Origin of the sequence: Microbacterium faecale (assembly GCF_014640975.1) — a bacterium.
In the GTDB taxonomy this organism is placed as follows: domain Bacteria; phylum Actinomycetota; class Actinomycetes; order Actinomycetales; family Microbacteriaceae; genus Microbacterium; species Microbacterium faecale.
In genome coordinates this window covers 1-16,027 of the sequence record NZ_BMHO01000002.1, presented here as the reverse complement: position 1 = coordinate 16,027, position 16,027 = coordinate 1, and the positions used below count along the sequence as shown (strand labels likewise).

Genomic DNA, 16,027 nt, shown 5'->3' with positions numbered 1-16,027 from the left:
CCTCCCGGTAGACTTGTCTCTCGTGTCTGACGTACCCGAGATCACTCCCGAGCGAGTGGACGCCGCCGTCGCGGACGCCCTCGCTGCGGCCGCCGATGCCCCCGATACGGCCGCGCTGAAGAAGGCGCGCTCCGCGCACCAGGGCGACGGCAGCGCGCTCGCCGCGTTGAACGCGCAGATGCGCCACGTGCCGAAGGACCGCAAGGCGGAATTCGGCAAGATTGTGGGACAGGCGCGTGGCCGCGTCGCTCAGGCGTTCCAGGCGCGCGAAGAGACCCTGAAGAGCGCGGAGGACGCGGCGCGTCTCGAGGCCGAGCGCCTCGACATCACGGCGATTCCCCAGCGTACGCGCACCGGTGCGCGCCACCCCGTGGCGCTCATGCAGGAGCGCATCGCCGACCTCTTCGTCGGGATGGGGTGGGAGATCGCCGACGGACCGGAACTCGAGCACGAGTGGTTCAACTTCGACTCCCTGAACCTGGACGAGGATCACCCCGCGCGCCAGGAGCAGGACACGTTCTTCGTGGATCCGCCCGAACGTCACCTCGTGATGCGCACTCAGACGAGCCCCGTGCAGATGCGCACGATGCTCGAACGCGACGTGCCGATCTACATCCTCTCGCCCGGCAAGGTTGCCCGCACCGACGAGTTTGACGCGACGCACCTGCCCGTCTTCACGCAGGCCGAGGGGCTCGTCGTCGACAAGGGCATCACGATGGCGCACCTCAAGGGCGCGCTCGATCACGTCGCCAAGCAGCTGTTCGGCGACGCGGCGGAGACCCGCCTGCGCATCAACCACTTCCCGTTCACCGAGCCGAGCGCCGAATTCGATCTGTGGCATCCGACGTTCTCCGGCGGCGCCCGATGGATCGAATGGGGCGGCTGCGGCATGGTTAACCCCAATGTGCTTCGTGCCGCGGGCATCGACCCCGAGGTGTACAGCGGGTTCGCTTTCGGGATCGGGATCGAGCGCGCGCTGATGTTCCGGAGCGACGTGCAGGACATGCGCGACATGGCCGAGGGCGATGTCCGCTTCAGCGAGCAGTTCGGGATGGTGGTCTGATGCGCGTCCCCCTTTCGTGGCTGCGTGAGTTCGTCGAGGTTCCTGCGGATGCGACGCCGGACGACGTGTACGCGTCGCTCGTGGCCGTCGGCTTCGAGGAGGAAGACCTGATCGGCTTCGACGTGACCGGACCGGTCGTCGTCGGGCGGGTCGAGTCATTCGACGCCGAGCCGCAGAAGAACGGCAAGGTCATCCGCTGGTGCCAGGTCGACGTCGGTGAGTCGGAGCCGCGCGGCATCATCTGCGGTGCACAGAACTTCCTCCCGGGCGACAAGGTCGTCGTGAGCCTCCCCGGCGCGGTGCTGCCGGGACCGTTCCCCATCTCCGCGCGGAAGACGTACGGACACGTGTCCGACGGCATGATCGCGTCGGTGAAAGAGCTCGGCCTCGGCGACGACCACGACGGCATCATCCGGCTGGCCGAATGGGGCCTCGATCCCGAGGTCGGTACGGATGCGATCGCGCTGCTCGGCGTCGACGACGTCGCGGTCGATGTCAACGTCACGCCCGACCGCGGCTACGCGCTGTCCATTCGAGGCCTCGCGCGGGAGTACGCGCTCTCGACCGGCGCGGCATTCGCGGATCCGGGCATGCGCGAGCCGGCTGAGGTTGCGCCAGGATCCGGGTTCGCGCTGACCATCGCCGACGACAACCCGATCCGGGGACAGCAGGGCGTCACGCAGTTCGTCGTGCGGACGGTCAACGGCGTGGACCCATCGCGCCCGACCCCGACCTGGATGCGCTCACGCCTCCTGCTGGCGGGCATTCGACCGCTCGGCGTGCTCATCGACATCACCAACTACGTGATGCTCGAACTCGGCAATCCGATCCACGGCTACGACGCCGACCGCCTCACCGGGGGGATCACGGTCCGGCGCGCGGCGGAGGCGGAGAAGCTCACGACCCTCGATGGCGTCGAGCGCACGCTCAGTGCCGAGGACCTGCTCATCACCGACGACTCGGGGCCGATCGGTCTCGCGGGAGTCATGGGAGGATCCACGACGGAGCTGGGCGACGACACGACGAACGTCGTCGTCGAGGCGGCCGCGTTCGAATCCGTGTCGATCGCGCGCACGGCGCGACGTCATCGCCTCCCGAGCGAGGCCTCCAAGCGATTCGAACGGGGCGTGGATCCGTTGGTCGCGCACGCAGCCGCTCAGCGTGTGGTCGACCTGATGGTCGAGCTCGCGGGCGGCACCGCCGGCACGGTCGGCACCGACCTCACGTACGCGTACGAACCGCTGAGCATCGCGCTCCCGGAAACGTTCGCCGCTGACCTCATCGGCGTCCCCTACGACGCCGACCTGCAGCAGCGGATCCTCGAGCAGATCGGATGCGGCGTGGCCCGCACCGAGACAGGCTTCGCGGTCACGCCGCCTTCGTGGCGCCCCGACATCGTCGATAAGTGGAGCCTCGCGGAGGAGATCGCGCGCGTCGACGGTCTGGACAAGGTTCCGTCGATCCTGCCGACTCCGCCCTCCGGCCGCGGCTACACGCGCGCGCAACAGGCTCGCCGCCGCGTCGCGGATGCGCTTGCCGCCGCGGGTCTCGTCGAGACCATTTCCTTCCCGTTCGTCGATGAGCAGTCGAACGCGCTGTACGGTTCGGCCTCCGGTGACGGCGCGCCCGCGGTGCGCATCGCGAATGCGCTCGACCAGACCGCGCCGTTCCTGCGGCGCTCGCTGATCCCGGGGCTCGTCGCCACCGCGCACCGCAACCTGGCGCGCGGTGTGACCGACCTGTCGCTCTTCGAGACGGGCGCGGTGTTCCTCCCCGAGGACGGCGTGACCTACGGGACGGACTTCAACCCGCCGCGCGCGGCGCGTCCCTCGGATGACGACCTCGACCGGATCCACGCGTCAATTCCGCCGCAGCCGCGTCACGTGGCCGTGCTGTTCGCCGGCGACGTCTCTCCAAAGCAGCCGGGACGACCCGCGGAGGCCGCGGGCCTCGCGTCTGCGCTCGACGCGATTCGCGTCATCGGCGCGGCGGTGGGCGTTACCATCGACGTCGCGCAGACGCAGCGCGTCGCTCTTCACCCCGGCCGTGCGGGCATGCTGACAGTCGCGGGGGAGGACGTCGGGTACGTCGGCGAACTCCACCCCGACGTCGCGGGCGAGGCCGACCTCGTCGGACGCGTCGCCATCGCGGAACTCGACCTCGATCGCGCCATCGCCCTCGCACCGAGCCGCGTGACCGCGGGACCGCTGTCGACGTACCCGGCCGCGACGCAGGACGTGTCGGTCGTGGTGCCCGCGGAGCTCCCGGCGGCCGACGTGCGCGCCGCGCTCGTGCAGGGCGCAGGGGATCTCCTGGAGCAGGTACGCCTCGTCGACGATTACCGCGGCCAGGGCCTGGATGAGGGGCAGAAGTCGCTCACGTTCGCGCTCCGATTCCGCGCCGAGGATCGCACGCTCACCGCTGCGGAGGCCACGGAGGCGAAGATGGCGGGTGTCGCGGTCGCTGAGCAGCGCTTCGGAGCACGGATCCGCGACTGACGGCGACGACGGAACGGACGCCCGGGGCACGCCCCCGGGCGTCCGTTCCGTGCACGCACAGCTAAGGTTCAGTGAAAAACCATCCATTTGCTAGGGTGGTGTGGTGCTCGCGCATCAGCGCGAGGGCAGGAGTGGAACGACGGCTTCGTTCCTCCGGCCGCGATCGCCGTGTCACAGACGGCTCGAATCGCCTCGCGTGAGGATCCCCTCGCACCGCTGTGCCTCTGTGCGCAGCAGTGACTGAACCATGCCGGAAAGGAGCTGCACCCCGGGCTGTTCGCCGGCGTTGTGACCGCAGCAGTGGCCCAGGTTCGTACTCATCCTCCTGCGCGACGAGCTCGCGCGACTCGAGAAAGGGAACGCCTTCGTGGGCGAACTTCAACAGATCGCATGGCCCGTCGTGGTCATCCTCATGCTGGCCTTCTACGGCGGCAGCTTCTACATGTCGACGCGCATCTCCCGCAAACGCGAGAACGCCGACGGATACATGACCGGCGGCGGAAAGATCGGCTTCGGCATCTCGGCGGCCTCGATGACCGCCACCTGGATCTGGGCGTCGTCGATGTACGCGTCCGCAACCTCCGGCTACCAGTTCGGCATCTCCGGACCGATCCACTATGGGCTCTGGGGAGCCCTGATGATCCTCCTGATCTACCCGTTCGGTCGCCGCATCCGCAAGGTGGCACCGCGCGCGCACACGATCGCCGAGGTGATGTTCGCTCGTCACGGTCGTTCCAGTCAGCTCATGCTCGCCGGATCGAACGTTCTCGGCAGCGTCATCAGCTTGACGTCGAACCTCATCGCGGGCGGCGCTCTCATCTCGCTGCTGTCGCCGTTCACCTTCACGCAGGGGATCCTCGCGATCGGCGCGGGCGTGCTCCTGTACACGCTGTGGAGCGGCTTCCGCGCATCGGTGCTGACCGACTTCGCGCAGGTCATCGCGATGCTCGGCGCTGTCGTCATCATCGTGCCCGTCGTGTTCTTCGCGGCCGGCGGTCCCGGGCTCTTCGAGGCGGGTGCCGACAACCTCACGCCGGAGCAGGGGAACTTCTTCTCCTCGAAGGCGTTCTTCGAGCAGGGCGCTCCGTACATCGCCGCTGTTCTCGCCTATGCGATCGGCAACCAGACGATTGCGCAGCGCCTGTTCGCGGTGCGTGAGGACCTGATCAAGAAGACCTTCGTCACGGCGACCGTCGGCTACGGCGCGACCATTATCGGCGTCGGTATGCTCGGCGTGATCGCGCTGTACGCGGGGATCGAGCCGCTGGGCGGCGACGTCAACAACCTGATCCCGCAGATGGCCGCGACCTACCTGGGCCCGGTGCTGATCTGCGTGTTCTTCGTGATGATCATCGGATCGCTCTCGTCGACCGCCGACTCCGATCTGACGGCCCTGTCGTCGATCATGATGGCAGACGTCTACGGTCAGAACGTCGCGGGGAAGCGCAACGCGAACCCGAAGGTCATGCTATTCGTCGGTCGCGTCACGATGGTCGTGGCGGTCGTCGCCGCACTCGGCTTCGCATCGATCCAGTTCAGCATTCTCGATCTGCTCGTGTTCGTCGGCGCACTGTGGGGCGCGCTCGTTTTCCCCGTGATCTCGAGCTTCTACTGGAAGCGCGTCACGAACGTCGCGTTCACCGTCTCCGTGCTCGTCGCGCTTGTGGCATTCATCCCGGTGCGCTTCGAATGGATCCCGATGACGGGGGCAATCGCGATTACGAGCGACGTGCTGTCGACCGTCGGCGTCGGAGTTGTGCTCGGCCTCATGGCCTTCGGCTTCCTCGGGCGTCGCGCCGGTCTGATCATCGGAACAGTCGCGACGTTGGCGAGCGCACCGTTCGCCATCGGATTCCTGCACCAGTATTCCGTGCTGTCGGGCTCACTGATCGCCTATGCGGTCAGCACGATCGTCTGCGTCGCGATCACGATGTTCAACACCTCGAAGTCGTTTGACTTCTCGCTCATCAAGGTCCGCACGGGTGACTTCGACCCCGCGCATGAAGAGCAGGAGACGAAGGAAGGAGTCACGCGATGACCATCGCGCTCACCCTGTACGTGCTCGTGTGGCCGGTCATCGTGGCCGGCACCCTCGCCGTGCTCATCCGAGCGTTCGTGAAGGACGCCCGGACCGCGCGTGAGCGAGGGAAGCAGATCATCTGACGGATGCCGGACACGGTCGACCAGCCACGACGCAATAGAGTAGACCCCATGACGTATTCGGTCGCCGTGTCCGGCGCCTCCGGCTATGCGGGCGGCGAGATCCTCCGCTTGCTCGCGCGCCACCCTGATGTCGAGATCCGCACGGTCACGGCACATTCGAGCGCGGGCGATGCGCTCGTCGATCACCAGCCACACCTGCGTTCGCTGCGGCACCTCACCCTGCAGCCCACGACACCCGAGGTGCTCGCGGGCCACGACATCGTGTTCCTCGCGCTGCCGCATGGGCAGTCGGGCCAGTACACGGATGCGCTCGGCGGCGCCTCGCTGATCATCGACGCGGGCGCCGACCACCGGCTCACCTCGGAAGACGACTGGAACGCGTTCTACGGCGGATTGTTCCATGAGCCGTGGACGTACGGCGTGCCCGAGCTGCTCGTCGACGGGAGCAAGCAGCGCGAGCGCCTCGCCAGCGCGACGCGCATCGCGGCGCCGGGGTGCAACGCCTCTACGGTGTCGCTGAGCATGGCGCCCGGCGTCGCCGCGGGCGTCGTCGATGCGACCGATATCGTCACCGTGCTGGCGGTCGGCCCGTCCGGCGCGGGCAAAGCGGTCAAGCCGCACCTTCTCGGCGCCGAGCTGATGGGATCCGCGACACCGTATGCGGTCGGCGGAACGCACCGTCACATCCCTGAGATCCAGCAGGCCCTGCGCGCGGCGGGTGCTTCCGACCCGCGCGTGTCGTTCACGCCGGTGCTCGTGCCGATGGCGCGCGGGATTCTCGCGACGACTTCCGCGCCGATGGCGGAGGGTGTGACCGACGCCGAGGTGCGCGACGCGTGGGAGACCGCGTACGCGAACGAGCCGTTCGTGCAGCTTCTGCCCGAAGGACGCTTTCCGCGCACCGTCGATGTGACGGGCGCGAACACGGCACTGATGGGCCTCGCGATCGACCGTTCGGCGAACCGCGTGGTCGTCGTGACCGCCGTCGATAACCTCGCGAAGGGCACGGCGGGAGCCGCCATCCAGTCGATGAACATCGCGCTGGGCCTGGACGAGGCGACGGCCCTCCCCGTGGACGGGGTCGCCCCGTGAGCGTCACGGCAGCGGCCGGATTCACCGCGGCCGGCGTCGCAGCGGGACTCAAGAGCACCGGCAAACCCGACGTCGCACTCATCGTTAACGGCGGACCGCAGAAGGTCGGCGCAGCCGTCTTCACGACCAACCGCGCGAAGGCCAACCCGATCATCTGGTCGCAGCAGGTCGTCGCGGACGGCGTCGTCGAGGCGATCGTCCTGAACTCCGGCGGCGCCAACTGCTTCACCGGGTCGTTCGGATTCGAGACCGTGCACCACACGGCCGAGCAGGTCGCGCGCTCCCTCGGCGTCGGAGCGGGTGATGTCCTCGTCTGCTCGACCGGTCTGATCGGCACCGGCGATGCGACCTTCCGCAGCCGCGTCCTCGACGGCGCGACGCGCGCCGCAGCCGAGCTCTCCGAGCGTGGTGGCGACGAGGCAGCGCACGCGATCATGACGACGGACACCGTGCCGAAGATCGCGACCGTGTCGCGGGACGGCTGGACCGTCGGCGGCATGGCGAAGGGCGCGGGAATGCTGGCGCCCGGCCTCGCGACGATGCTCGTCGTCATCACGACCGACGCCGAGATCTCGGCTGACGAGGCGAACCAGTATCTCCGTGACGCGACGCGGGTCAGCTTCGATCGCCTCGACTCCGACGGCGCGATGTCGACGAACGACCAGGTCACGCTGCTGGCGAGCGGCGCGAGCGGCGTACGCCCGGACCCGGCCTCGTTTGGTGCCGCGCTGAGCGAAGTGTGTCTCTCGCTCGCAGAGCAGCTGATGGGCGATGCCGAGGGCGCAAGCCACGACATCCTGATCCGCGTCATCGGCGCGGCGAACGAGGACGACGCCGTCACGGTCGGCCGCTCGGTCGCGCGCAACAGTCTCTTCAAGACGGCCATCTTCGGCAACGACGCTAACTGGGGGCGGGTGCTCGCGGCGATCGGCACGACGGATGCGGAGTTCGACCCGTACGACGTCGATGTCACGATGAACGGCGTGCGCGTGTGCACGAAGGGCGGCCCGGACCGGCCGCGCGAAGACGTGGACCTGACGCCGCGCCGTACCGACATCGAGATCGATCTGCGCACGGGCGACGCTGAAGCGACGATCATGACCAACGACCTGACGCACGCCTACGTCCACGAGAACAGCGCCTATTCCTCATGACACCGATCGACCTGCAGCAGACGAGTGCGGAAGAGGCCGAGTTCAAGGCCTCGACGCTCATCGAATCGCTCCCGTGGCTGAAGCAGTACCGAGACGAGATCGTCGTCGTCAAGTACGGCGGCAACGCGATGATCTCCGAGGAGCTGCAGGACGCGTTCGCGGAAGACATCGCGTACCTGCGCTATGTCGGCATCAAGCCCGTGGTCGTGCACGGCGGCGGCCCGCAGATCTCGAACATGCTCGACCGGCTCGCGATCCCGAGCGAGTTCAAGGGCGGCTACCGCGTGACCTCGACCGAGGCCATCAGCGTCGTGCGCATGGTCCTGACGGGCCAGATCAACCCGCAGCTCGTCGCCAAGATCAACTCGCACGGCCCGTTCGCGGTGGGGCTGTCCGGCGAGGACGCAGCGCTGTTCGGCGGTCGACGCCGCGGCGTGGTGATCGAGGGGCGTGAGGAGAGCCTCGGGCGCGTCGGCAATGTGGAGCGCGTGGATCCGAAGCCCGTGCTCGACCACCTGCGCGCCGACCGGATCCCTGTCGTCGCCGGAGTCGCGCCAGATCTCGACAACCCCGGACACACGCTCAACATCAACGCGGATGCGGCCGCTTCGGCCCTCGCGCGCGCGCTCGGCGCGAAGAAGCTCGTCATCCTCACGGATGTGCCCGGCCTCTACGCCGACTGGCCGAATCGCGATTCGCTCGTCTCGCACCTGACGTCCGCCGAGCTGCGCACGCTGCTCCCGAAGCTCGAGGCGGGCATGATCCCGAAGATGCAGGCGTGCCTCGACGCGATCGAAGACGGCGTGCAGAAGGCGTCCATCATCGACGGCCGAGTGCCCCACTCGGTCCTTGTCGAACTCTTCACCAGCAACGGCATCGGAACGGAGGTCACGGCAGCATGAGTCACGACTGGAAGGATGCGGCGGGGCGCGACCTGATGAGCCTCGGTGGGCGACTGGCGAACCTCGAGCGCGGCCGCGGATCGCACGTCTGGGATGTCGACGGCACGCGCTACCTCGATTTCCTCGGCGGCATCGCCGTCAACTGCCTCGGCCACGCACACCCGGTCTTCGTCGACGCCGTCACGCAGCAGGCCGGCCGCCTCGTGCACGTATCGAATTTCTTCGCCTCGCCGCAGCAGCTGGAGCTCGCCGCGCGCCTGAAACGTCTCGCCGGGACGGGCGAGGATGGACGTGTCTTCCTCGCGAATTCGGGCACGGAAGCGAACGAGACGGCGATCAAGCTCGCGCGTCTGCATGGCAACGCCACGGGCGCCGAGACCATCCTGTGCCTCAACGGCGCGTTTCATGGTCGGTCCATGGGCGCGCTCGCGATCACGCCGAAGGCCGCCTACCAGGATCCGTTCGCCCCGATGATGTCGGGAACGAAGGCGATCGACCCGACGATCGAGGCGCTCGAAGAGGCGTTCGCCGCGGGCGGCGTCGCTGCGCTGTTCGCCGAGCCGATCCAGGGCGAGGCGGGCGTCGTCCCGCTGCCGGACGGTTACCTCGCTCGGGCGCGCGCGCTCGCGGACGAGCACGACGCGCTGCTGATCCTCGACGAGGTACAGACCGGATCCGGGCGCACCGGCGATTGGTTCGCCTTCCAGACGGAGGGCATCACGCCCGACGCGGTGACCTTCGCGAAGTCGATCGCCGCGGGCTTCCCCCTCGGCGGAATGATCACCTTCGGGAGGGCGAGCGAGCTGTTCTTCCCGGGAACGCACAACAGCACGTTCGGCGGCAACCCGCTCGCGAGCGCGGTGGCGAACGCCGTGCTGGATCACATCGAGCGCGAGCGGATCCTCGACAACGTCACCGCCCGCGGATCCGAGCTGCGTGCGGGCGTCGCCGACCTCCCACTCGTCCGCTCGACGCGCGGGCGCGGCCTCCTCATCGGCATCGAACTCACCGAGCCGGTGGCGGCTGACGTCGCCGGCGAGGCGTTCGCGCGCGGCCTGATCGTCAATGCTCCCGCGCCCGACGTGATCCGTCTCGCACCCGCGTACACGCTCGGCGACGAAGAGGTCCGCGAGTTCTTCGACCTCTTCGGCCAGGCGCTCGCCGCCGTCGCCGACCGCACCCCGACCTCGACGGAGCCGTAATGACGCGCCATTTCCTACGCGACGACAGCATCACCCCGGCCGAGCAGGCCGAGATCCTCGACCTCGCCGCGGAGCTGAAGAAGGATCGTTGGGCGCAGAAGCCGCTCGAGGGTCCGCAGACGGTCGCGGTCATCTTCGATAAGTCCTCCACGCGGACGCGCGTCTCGTTCGCGGTCGGCATCGCCGATCTGGGCGGGTCGCCGCTGATCATCACGACGGCGTCGAGTCAGCTCGGCGGCAAGGAGACTCCGGCCGATACGGCGCGCGTGCTGGAGCGGCAGGTGTCGGCCATCGTGTGGCGCACGTACGCGCAGGCGGGGCTCGAGCAGATGGCCGAGGGGACGCAGGTCCCCGTCGTCAACGCGCTGAGCGACGACTTCCACCCCTGCCAGCTGCTGGCCGACCTGCTGACGATCCGTGAGCACAAGGGGCGCACCGCCGGCCTGACGATGAGTTTCTACGGCGACGGCGGCTCCAACATGGCGCACTCCTACGTGCTCGCCGGTGTCATGGCGGGGATGCATGTGCGCGTCGTGAGCCCCGAGGGGTACCGCCCGCGCGAAGACATCGTGGCCGACGCCCACCGGATCGCCGCGGAGACGGGCGGATCGCTGAGTCTCACGGGCGACGTCGACGAGGCAGCAGTCGGCGCGGACGTCGTGGTCACCGACACCTGGGTCTCGATGGGCAAGGAAGAGGAGAAGGCGCAGCGCTTGCTCGAGCTCGGCGGCTATAAGGTCACCTCCGAGCTCATGGCGCGGGCGAAGGACGATGCGATCTTCATCCACTGTCTGCCCGCGGATCGCGGCTACGAGGTCGATAGTGCGGTGATCGACGGACCGCAGAGCGTGATCTGGGACGAGGCAGAGAACCGCTTGCACGCCCAGAAAGCGCTGCTCGTCTGGCTGCTGCGCCAGGGGTAGCCGGGACGCGAGCCATGCTTCCGAGGCGCGAACCCGGTATCGACCTCGCTCGGGGGCTGGCCGTGCTCGGCATGTTCGCCGCGCACACGCTCGCGACGCCGACGGCGCTGTCCTGGTCGGATCCGTCGAGCTGGGCGGCCGTCGTCAACGGCAACTCGTCGATCCTGTTCGCGACGCTCGCGGGCGTCTCGCTCGGCCTCGTCACAGGCGGATCCGCGCCCCGCCTCGGTGCGCCGCGCGCGCGGGAGCGTGCCCGGATCGCCGTGCGCGCCGCGGTGATCTTCGCTCTCGGTATCGCGCTCTGGATCCTGCCGACGCCCGTCTACGTGATCCTTCCCGCCTATGCGATCCTGTTTCTCCTGGCGCTGCCGCTGATCGCGCTGCGGCCGGCCGCGCTGCTGATCCTCGCCGGCGTCGTCGCCGTCGCGGCGCCCTTCCTCGTGCGAACGATCAACGCGTCGCCCTTCTGGTCGACGGACGGCGGGGAGGTCGTCTCTGCGCTCATCGGATGGCACTACCCGTTCATCGCGTGGATCGCGTTCGTCGCAGCCGGTCTCGCGGTGTCGCGGATCGGGTTCGCCTCGCCCCGCCGCGTCGCCGCCATGGGGCTCGGCGGTGGCATCGTCTCGGCCGTCGGGTTCGCCGTCCTCGGCCGCGTGACGCATCCGGCATTCACCGCCGTGCCGCACGAGACGGGCATCGGGGAGATGCTGGGCTCCGGCGGCCTCGCGATCGCCGCGATCTGCGCGTGCGTGCTCCTGTGTCGCACCGTCGTGTCGTGGGTCGTCTGGCCGCTGCGCGCAGTCGGGTCCATGCCGTTGACCGCATACGCGGCGCAGCTTGTCGCCTGGGGCGTGTGGGCGCTGATGCAGCCCGCGCCGGAGATGGCGATGTTCGATTTCCGCGGAGTCGGGGTGTTCTGGGTGCTGACGATCGCGACGATCATCGGCTGCTCACTGTGGGCGGTCGTGATCGGCCGCGGGCCGCTTGAGTGGGCGGTGCGCGGAATCACGCACGCGGTCGTGCGGGGCCGGTAACGGTCGCTGCTGCGGTACGCGCGCCGTTAGGCTGGACGGGTGACTGAGGATCCGACGACGCCGCACGGAACGAACGAAGGCGCACTGTGGGGCGGGCGGTTCGCGTCCGGCCCGAGTGCGGCTCTGGAGGCGCTGAGCCGCTCGACGCACTTCGACTGGCGGCTCGCGCTCTACGACATCCGCGGATCGCACGCGCACGCGACTGCGCTCGAGGCCGCTGGCTACCTTTCCGCTGACGATGCCGCCGCCATGCACGCGGGTCTGGACCGGCTCGCGGAGAAGGTGCGATCGGGCGAGTTGTCCCCCCGTCCCGGGGATGAGGACGTTCACGGCGCGCTTGAGCAGATGCTGCTCGACGAGGTCGGATCCGAGCTGGGCGGCCGTCTCCGTGCGGGGCGCAGCCGGAACGACCAGATCGCGACGTTCGTGCGGATGTACCTCCTCGATCACGCGAGTGTCATCGCACGCGAGGTGCTCCAGCTCGTCGATGCGCTCGTCGCACAGGCGGAGGCGAACGCCGCCGCGATCCTGCCGGGTCGCACCCACCTCCAGCACGCGCAGCCCGTGCTGCTTGCGCACCACCTCCAGGCGCACGCGTGGCCGCTCGTGCGTGACCTCGAGCGCCTGCGCGACTGGCGCGTGCGCGCGGGTGTCTCGCCATACGGCGGGGGAGCGCTCGCGGGGTCCACGCTCGGACTCGACCCCGCGCTCGTCGCGCAGGAGCTCGGGCTCGACCGGCCCGCCGAGAACTCGATGGACGCCACCGCGGCACGCGACGTCGTCGCGGAATTCGCGTTCATCGCCGCTCAGATCGGCATCGACATCTCCCGACTGGCCGAGGAGATCATCGTCTGGAACACGCGGGAGTTCGACTTCGTCACGCTCGACGACGGCTACTCGACCGGCTCCAGCATCATGCCGCAGAAGAAGAACCCGGACATCGCGGAGCTCGCGCGCGGCAAAGCCGGGCGACTCATCGGCAACCTCACCGGGCTGCTCGCGACGCTCAAGGCGCTCCCGCTTGCGTACAACCGTGATCTGCAGGAGGACAAGGAGCCGATCTTCGACTCCGTCGACACCCTCGAGGTTGTCCTGCCCGCATTCACCGGGATGATCCAGACCCTCGTGTTCCACACCGAGCGCATGGCGGCGCAGGCACCCGAGGGATTCTCCCTCGCGACCGACGTCGCGGAGTGGCTCGTGAAGCAGGGCGTCCCGTTCCGGGACGCGCACGAGATCTCCGGATCCCTCGTTCGCGCGTGCGAGGAACGCGGCATCGGGCTCGAGGACGCTGACGACGCGCTGCTGGCGTCCGTCAGTGATCACCTGACGCCCGGCGTGCGCAGTGTGCTGTCGATCGAGGGATCCGTCGCGTCGCGCGCCGGAGCGGGCGGCACGGCACCCGATCGAGTGGCCGAGCAGCGCGCCGAGCTCATCGAACGCGCCCAGCAGGCGTTCGCGGCCGTCGAACGTCAGTAGGATCATCTCCTATGACGACCCCCGCGATCTCCGTCGCGCCACAGCGGCTCGACGACAGCTTCGACACACTCTGGGATGAGCTCCGCTGGCGCGGGCTCGTCCACGTCTCGACGGACGAGGACGCCCTCCGCGAGCTGCTCGACGGGGATCCGATCGCCTATTACTGCGGGTTCGACCCGACGGCTCCGAGCCTGCACCTCGGCCATCTCGTGCAGCTGCTGACGATGCGCCGGATCCAGTTGGCCGGTCACCGTCCGCTCGGCCTCGTCGGCGGATCCACCGGCCTCATCGGAGATCCGCGTCCGACGGCGGAACGCACGCTCAACACGCGCGAGACCGTCGCGGAGTGGGTCGACCAGCTCCGCGGTCAGGTCGAGCAGTACCTCAGCTTCGAGGGGGAAAACGCCGCGCGCATGGTCAACAACCTCGACTGGACGGCACCGCTGTCGGCGATCGATTTTCTGCGGGAGATCGGCAAGCACTTCCGTGTCGGCACGATGATCAAGAAGGACGCGGTGAGCGCGCGCCTCAACTCCGATGCGGGCATCAGTTACACGGAGTTCAGCTACCAGATCCTGCAGGGGCTCGACTTCCTCGAGCTGTACCGGCAGTACGGCTGCGTGCTGCAGACGGGCGGGTCCGATCAGTGGGGCAATCTCACGAGCGGCACCGACCTGATCCACCGCGTCGAGGGCGTCTCCGCCCACGCGTTCGGGACCCCGCTCATCACGAACAGCGACGGCACCAAGTTCGGCAAGAGCGAGGGCAACGCAATCTGGATCGACGCGGAGATGACGAGCCCATACGCGTTCTACCAGTTCTGGCTCGGGACGGCCGATGCCGACGTCGTCGATCGCCTGAAGGTGTTCACGTTCCTGACGCGCGAAGAGATCGCCGAGTACGAACGGCTGGTGGCGGATGAGCCCTTCCGTCGTGCGGCGCAGAAGCGGCTGGCTGTCGAGGTCGTGACGGCGGTGCACGGTGAAGAGGCGACGGCGAAGGCGATCGCGGCGTCCGAGGCGCTGTTCGGCAAGGGGGATCTCGCATCGCTTGATGCGAGCACCCTCGCGGCTGCGTTGACGGAACTTCCCCACGCGACGGTCGCAGACGGAACGTCGGTGATCGATGCGCTCGTCGCGACGGAACTCGTCGCGAGCGTTTCTGAAGCGCGGCGCGCGATCGCGCAGGGGGGCGTCTCCGTCGACGGCGAACGCGTGGGCTCCGACGATGCACGGCTCCCGGCGTCGCTTCCCGGCAACGTGTCGGTTCTGCGGCGAGGAAAGAAAGCTCTCGCAGGAGTGTTCATCGCCTGACGGCGGCGATGTCGGAGGAGGCGCGGATGAGCATCAGCAGCGGATGGGCCGAGCGCATGCCCTGGCAGGGATCCGTCACGGGCGACGCCACGCTCGACGCGGTCGATGGATCGCCGCGGCCGGACGGGGCCGGCGACGTGCCGGAGCTCGTGAGCGACGACCGCGCCGTTTCCTCAGACGCACCCGCGGATGCCGCAGAACTTCCTGCCGGCTCCTGGTCGATGCCCGACGGCGCCGTGAACGCGATCGAAGAGCGACTTCCCGCCGGTGTCGAACCGGCGACTGCGGAACGGTGGGCGCGCCAGGCATCCACGCCTGAGGGTCGCCGCGAGGCGCTGAACGACATCGGCGTGCACATGTCGGAGGAGTACGCGGAACGCGCCGGCCTCGATATCGATCCAGCCGGTGTCGACGCCTCGGTGCGGGCTCTCGCAACCGACGAAGGCCGTGCGGCCGCGATGCGTGAGCTCGGCGTGCACATGTCGGGTCACCTCGCGGAACGATACGGCGTCGAGGACGCCGAGGCCGCCCGCTTGCTGGAGGCGTCACGTGCCCTGCGCACTCCGGAAGGCCGACGGGCGCTGATGGCGGAGTACACCGACGGTGCGGACAGCGACCTCATGCGGTACATCACGGGGCGCGGCGATTCGATCGGCGATCGCCGAGAAGCAGTGCAGAAGCTGCTCGAGAACGACCGTCTGCGTGGCGGCGCCGCACGGCTCGGCCGCGGGCTGCTCATCGGTGGCATCGTGCTCATCGTCGTGCTCGTGGGGATCCTCATCGGAGCTGTCGCGTTGCTCGGCAGCTTGTTCGACGGGGGAGCGGACACGGTCGCCCAGGCGGCGACACGCCCGGCGATCGACTGGATTGGCGCCGGCCTCCTCCGGCGCGTAATGTAATCACTTGTCGCCGCCAAGCGGTGAGGTTGAGCTGAGAAGCTCCCCACCCCATGACGACGACAGATCCTCACCTTCCACAGACCGGCGTGTTGTTTTGACTGTTGGTTGTGGTGTGGTTAGGATTGAGAAGTTGCCCCGGAGGGCTCGGCTTGGTTGTCGAGGGCTGGGTGCGTCTGATCTTTGAGAACTCAACAGCGTGCACTTGTCAAATGCCAAATTTTGTCCCTGTAGCCCTTTTTTGGGGTTATGGAGATTCCTTTGGATCAATTGATGTCAGTTGACATTTTTATTGGTCAGTTTCA

At 68.4% G+C, this 16,027-nt stretch carries 13 protein-coding genes; all 13 read left to right on the top strand.

Annotated elements, in window-relative coordinates:
- The first annotated feature begins 22 nt into the window (after nucleotides 1-22).
- Nucleotides 23-1,063 carry a phenylalanine--tRNA ligase subunit alpha gene (gene pheS, locus IEW87_RS12990; protein ID WP_188712822.1) on the top strand — a complete coding sequence of 347 codons (1,041 nt, stop codon included), beginning with the start codon at nucleotides 23-25 and terminating at the stop codon, nucleotides 1,061-1,063.
- The gene (pheT, locus tag IEW87_RS12985; protein ID WP_188712821.1) at nucleotides 1,063-3,561 is read left to right on the top strand and encodes a phenylalanine--tRNA ligase subunit beta; all 2,499 of its coding nucleotides are present in this window, start codon (nucleotides 1,063-1,065) and stop codon (nucleotides 3,559-3,561) included. The genes pheS and pheT overlap by 1 nt, the downstream gene beginning before the upstream one ends.
- 412 nt (nucleotides 3,562-3,973) lie before the next feature.
- Nucleotides 3,974-5,599 (top strand): sodium:solute symporter family protein, encoded by a 1,626-nt coding sequence (locus IEW87_RS12980; RefSeq protein WP_188713118.1) that lies wholly within the window; start codon nucleotides 3,974-3,976, stop codon nucleotides 5,597-5,599.
- Nucleotides 5,596-5,724, top strand: a complete 129-nt coding sequence (locus tag IEW87_RS15115; RefSeq protein ID WP_229731207.1) for a putative transporter small subunit — start codon at nucleotides 5,596-5,598, stop codon at nucleotides 5,722-5,724. Before IEW87_RS12980 ends, IEW87_RS15115 begins: the two co-directional genes overlap by 4 nt.
- Nucleotides 5,725-5,772: 48 nt before the next feature.
- A complete protein-coding gene (gene argC, locus IEW87_RS12975; RefSeq protein ID WP_188712820.1) occupies nucleotides 5,773-6,816 on the top strand; it encodes an N-acetyl-gamma-glutamyl-phosphate reductase in 1,044 nt (347 codons plus the stop codon).
- A complete protein-coding gene (gene argJ, locus IEW87_RS12970; RefSeq protein ID WP_188712819.1) occupies nucleotides 6,813-7,970 on the top strand; it encodes a bifunctional glutamate N-acetyltransferase/amino-acid acetyltransferase ArgJ in 1,158 nt (385 codons plus the stop codon). Before argC ends, argJ begins: the two co-directional genes overlap by 4 nt.
- Nucleotides 7,967-8,872 (top strand): acetylglutamate kinase, encoded by a 906-nt coding sequence (gene argB, locus IEW87_RS12965; RefSeq protein WP_188712818.1) that lies wholly within the window; start codon nucleotides 7,967-7,969, stop codon nucleotides 8,870-8,872. The genes argJ and argB overlap by 4 nt, the downstream gene beginning before the upstream one ends.
- Complete coding sequence (locus tag IEW87_RS12960) at nucleotides 8,869-10,074, top strand: acetylornithine transaminase (RefSeq protein WP_188712817.1); 1,206 nt, start codon at nucleotides 8,869-8,871, stop codon at nucleotides 10,072-10,074. The genes argB and IEW87_RS12960 overlap by 4 nt, the downstream gene beginning before the upstream one ends.
- Nucleotides 10,074-10,997 carry an ornithine carbamoyltransferase gene (gene argF, locus IEW87_RS12955; protein ID WP_188712816.1) on the top strand — a complete coding sequence of 308 codons (924 nt, stop codon included), beginning with the start codon at nucleotides 10,074-10,076 and terminating at the stop codon, nucleotides 10,995-10,997. Before IEW87_RS12960 ends, argF begins: the two co-directional genes overlap by 1 nt.
- Nucleotides 10,998-11,011: 14 nt before the next feature.
- Complete coding sequence (locus IEW87_RS12950) at nucleotides 11,012-12,034, top strand: heparan-alpha-glucosaminide N-acetyltransferase domain-containing protein (RefSeq protein ID WP_188712815.1); 1,023 nt, start codon at nucleotides 11,012-11,014, stop codon at nucleotides 12,032-12,034.
- Nucleotides 12,035-12,073: 39 nt separating this feature from the next.
- Nucleotides 12,074-13,513, top strand: coding sequence for an argininosuccinate lyase (gene argH / locus IEW87_RS12945; RefSeq protein WP_188712814.1), 1,440 nt, complete (start codon nucleotides 12,074-12,076; stop codon nucleotides 13,511-13,513).
- An 11-nt stretch (nucleotides 13,514-13,524) separates the two neighbouring features.
- Entirely contained in the window at nucleotides 13,525-14,826 is a 1,302-nt protein-coding gene (gene tyrS, locus IEW87_RS12940; RefSeq protein ID WP_188712813.1) for a tyrosine--tRNA ligase, read from the top strand.
- Nucleotides 14,827-14,852: 26 nt separating this feature from the next.
- Nucleotides 14,853-15,725: a hypothetical protein gene (locus IEW87_RS12935; RefSeq protein ID WP_188712812.1), complete on the top strand. Its 873-nt coding sequence runs from the start codon at nucleotides 14,853-14,855 to the stop codon at nucleotides 15,723-15,725.
- Nucleotides 15,726-16,027: the final 302 nt, after the last annotated feature.

What these genes read in the sequence shown, in the direction of transcription:
- pheT (WP_188712821.1), top strand. Translation starts at nt 1,063, where the DNA reads ATGCGCGTCCCCCTTTCGTGGCTGCGTGAGTTCGTCGAGGTTCCTGCG.
- IEW87_RS12980 (WP_188713118.1), top strand. Translation starts at nt 3,974, where the DNA reads ATGCTGGCCTTCTACGGCGGCAGCTTCTACATGTCGACGCGCATCTCC.
- IEW87_RS15115 (WP_229731207.1), top strand. Translation starts at nt 5,596, where the DNA reads ATGACCATCGCGCTCACCCTGTACGTGCTCGTGTGGCCGGTCATCGTG.
- argC (WP_188712820.1), top strand. Translation starts at nt 5,773, where the DNA reads ATGACGTATTCGGTCGCCGTGTCCGGCGCCTCCGGCTATGCGGGCGGC.
- argB (WP_188712818.1), top strand. Translation starts at nt 7,967, where the DNA reads ATGACACCGATCGACCTGCAGCAGACGAGTGCGGAAGAGGCCGAGTTC.
- IEW87_RS12960 (WP_188712817.1), top strand. Translation starts at nt 8,869, where the DNA reads ATGAGTCACGACTGGAAGGATGCGGCGGGGCGCGACCTGATGAGCCTC.
- argF (WP_188712816.1), top strand. Translation starts at nt 10,074, where the DNA reads ATGACGCGCCATTTCCTACGCGACGACAGCATCACCCCGGCCGAGCAG.
- IEW87_RS12950 (WP_188712815.1), top strand. Translation starts at nt 11,012, where the DNA reads ATGCTTCCGAGGCGCGAACCCGGTATCGACCTCGCTCGGGGGCTGGCC.
- tyrS (WP_188712813.1), top strand. Translation starts at nt 13,525, where the DNA reads ATGACGACCCCCGCGATCTCCGTCGCGCCACAGCGGCTCGACGACAGC.
- IEW87_RS12935 (WP_188712812.1), top strand. Translation starts at nt 14,853, where the DNA reads ATGAGCATCAGCAGCGGATGGGCCGAGCGCATGCCCTGGCAGGGATCC.